Origin of the sequence: Caulobacter sp. CCH9-E1 (genome assembly GCF_001556515.1) — a bacterium.
GTDB lineage: Bacteria > Pseudomonadota > Alphaproteobacteria > Caulobacterales > Caulobacteraceae > Caulobacter.
In genome coordinates, this window is record NZ_LSJA01000025.1 from 1 (window position 1) to 3,175 (window position 3,175).

Here is a 3,175-nt window from a genome sequence, read left to right on the forward strand (position 1 = left end):
TAATCGATCGATCCTCAGCGACAGCTGAACTGATCTAAGCGAAGGCCCCGGAGAGGAATCTCCGGGGCCTTTTGCTTTGGGCGGAGCGGAGGGGGCAGTGCGCGAATCCCTCTGTCCATGAGAGAGGGGCCCCGATTACATCCCACTATGTCGGGTAGCTGCTTGACGCCTTTCCTGGAAAAGGCGAGCACATCCCACGACAGGGGATAAGCGCTTGGACCTGCGAGGCAAGATCAAGGCAAGTCCGGCGGCGCGCTATGGCCTGGCGGTGCTGCTCGCGGGCCTGTCTTTTCTGCTTCGACTGGGTCTGGATGGCGCCTTCCCGCCCGGTTTTCCCTATGTGACCTTCTTCCCGGCCGTCGTCGTCTGCGCCTATTTCCTGGGGCTGCGGCCGGCGATTCTGTGCGCGACCCTGTGCGGCCTGGCGGCCTGGTACTTCTTCATTCCGCCGGCGCGGGTGTTCAACTTCGACCTTCCGGTCCTGCTGGCCCTGGGCTTTTACGCCTTCGTGGTCGCGGTCGACATCTTCTTCATCGACGGGATGCGCCAGGCGCTGGACCAGTTGCGGACCGAGCGCGAGCGCTATCGGAACCTCGCCGAGAGCCGCGACCTGCTCTATCGCGAACTGCACCACCGGGTGAGCAACAACCTGCAGGTCGCCGGCGCCCTGCTGCGGCTGCAGGGCCAGGGCGTCATGGACGCCGACGCGCGGCACGTCCTGGACCAGGCCGGCGCGCGGATCGAGGTGATCGCCCAGATCCAGCGCGAGCTGCATGACCGCACCGGCGAGCCCGTGCCATTCCGCGTCTTCGCCGAGGCCCTGCTGGCCAGCGCCGCCGCCGCCGCCGGCGCGCGCGTCGCCCTGACGATGGAGGGCGGCGACGAGCCGCTGCATCCCGACCAGGCCACGCCCGTGACCCTGGCCATGCTGGAGAGCTTCAACAACGCCGTGGAGCACGGCTTCGGCGAGGGCGGGGAGGGGCAGGTGCGGGTCAGCCTGGAGCAGACCGGCCTGACCCACCTGCTCAGCGTCTGCAACGACGGCGCGGCCCCGCCGCCGGGCTTCGATCCGGCCCGGTCCAAGAGCCTGGGCCTGCGCATCGTTCGCGCCATGGCCCAGCAGCTGGGCGGCCGCTTCGAGATGGCCCGCGAGGACGGCTGGACCGTCTGCCGCCTCAGCTACGCGCCGCGCCGGGATTGAGCGATATATCCTTCCTCCCCATTAGGGGGAGGTGGACCGATGCGAATACGCATCGAGACGGAGGGGGTCCGCGAAGCGGTCGTGAGGTCGCAACGCTGAAAGCCCCCTCCACCGGCGTTCGCCGGTCCCCCTCCCCCGGAGGGGGAAGAAGGCTGCTTACAATCGGTCGACTGGGACCGCCTTCGTTTCCCCCGGCGCTTCGCGTGGCGTCACGAAGCGGGCCAGCTTGGGCTTCAGCCACTTCTCGAAGTCGTCGATGATCTCATAGACCACCGGCACCAGCACCAGCGACAGCACGGTCGAGGTGATCAGGCCGCCGATCACCGCCACGGCCATGGGCTGGCGGAATTCCGAGCCCTTGCCGATGCCGAGCGCGGTCGGCAGCATGCCGGCCATCATCGCCAGGGTGGTCATGATGATCGGCCGGGCCCGCTCGCGGCAGGCGTCCAGGATCGCGGTGCGCTGGGGCACGCCCTGGCGCTCCTCCTCGATCACGTACTCGACCAGCAGGATCGAGTTCTTGGCCGCCAGGCCCATCAGCATCAGGAAGCCGATCATCGAGGGGATCGACAGGCTCATGCCGAAGGCCAGCAGGCCAATGAAGGCGCCGCCGATCGCGAGCGGCAGGGCCGACATGATGGTGATCGGCTTGAAGAAGCTGCCGAACAGCAGGGCCATGACCCCGAACACCAGGAAGACGGCCGAACCCAGGGCGATGGCGAAGCCGCCGAACAGCTCGCCCATGGCCTCTTCCGTGCCGGCCGTGGCCTTGGCGACGCCCTTGGGCGGGTTCTTCATGATCGGCAAGGCGTCGACGTCCTTGGTCGCCGTGCCCAGCACCACGCCGGGGGCGAGGTCGGCCTCGACGGTCAGCTGGCGCTTGCGGGCGTAGCGCTCGATCTTGGCCGGACCTGCCTGGAAGGCGACCTGGGCCACGCTGTCCAGCCGGGTGAAGCCGCCGGACGCCGTCGGCACGCGTAGGGCCTTGATCTGCTCCAGGTCGCCGCGGGCGTCGTCGGGCAGGCGGACGCGGATCGGCAGGCGGCGCTCGCCGTCGGTCAGCTTGGCGACGTTGGCGTCGATGTCGCCGACGGTGGCGACGCGGGCCACGGCGGCGATGTCGGCGGTCGAGACGCCCAGGCGCGCGGCCTCGTCCGGCAGCGGGCGGATGACGATCTCGGGACCGCTGGGCGGGGTGGCCGGACGCGGGTCGGCGATGCTGGCCACGCCCCGCATCTGCCGCTCCAGCGTCAGGGCCGCGCGCTCGAGGGCCTCGCCGTCGTCGCTGGTCAGGATGGTCTGGACCTCGGCCGCGCCGTCGTCGCTGAGCAGGGTCAGGCGCACGTCGGGCAGGTCCAGCAGCTTGTCGCGCATCAGGGCGCGGATCTCGGTGACCCGCAGGTCGCGCTTGTCGTGCAGCACCACGGTGATGGTGCCGTCGCGCAGGTCCGAGCCGCCGCCGCCGCCGCCCGGACCCATGCCCGCGATCTGCGAGCCGATCTGGGCGAAGACGTGGGCGGTCTCGGGGCGGGCCCCGAACAGCTTGGTGATCTGCGTCACCGCGCGGTCCATGTCGGCGGCCGTGGCCCCGGGCGGGCCCTGGACCTTCATGTAGTAGTAGTTGTTGTTGGCCGGCGGCTGGAAGCCCGTGGGCAGGCCGGCCGACAGCATGACCGAGCCGATGAAGATCGCCACGCCGATCACGCAGCTGGCGATCCGGTGGTCCAGCGCCCAGCCCAGCGCCTTGCGGTAGGGGCCCTCGAACGGCTTGCGCGGCTTGGCGTGGGCGACGGGCTTGAGGAAATAGGCCGCCAGCAGCGGTGTCAGCAGGCGGGCCACGACCAGCGAGAACAGCACCGCCACGGCGACCGTCAGGCCGAACTCGCGGAAGAACTGGCCGGGGATGCCGGGCATGAAGGCCACCGGCGCGAACACCGCCACGATGGTGAAGGTGGTGGCCACGACCGCCAGGCC

At 69.8% G+C, this 3,175-nt stretch carries 2 protein-coding genes; one reads left to right on the forward strand and one right to left on the reverse strand.

The window, feature by feature from the left end; all coding sequences use genetic code 11:
- Positions 1-214: 214 nt before the first annotated feature.
- Positions 215-1,201, forward strand: coding sequence for a sensor histidine kinase (locus AX690_RS01530; protein WP_082769435.1), 987 nt, complete (start codon positions 215-217; stop codon positions 1,199-1,201).
- A gap of 156 nt (positions 1,202-1,357) precedes the next feature.
- On the opposite strand, the gene AX690_RS01535 is transcribed toward AX690_RS01530, so the two are convergent.
- Positions 1,358-3,175, reverse strand: a 1,818-nt coding sequence (locus AX690_RS01535) for an efflux RND transporter permease subunit (protein ID WP_156449524.1), incomplete at its 5' end; no start/stop codon positions are given.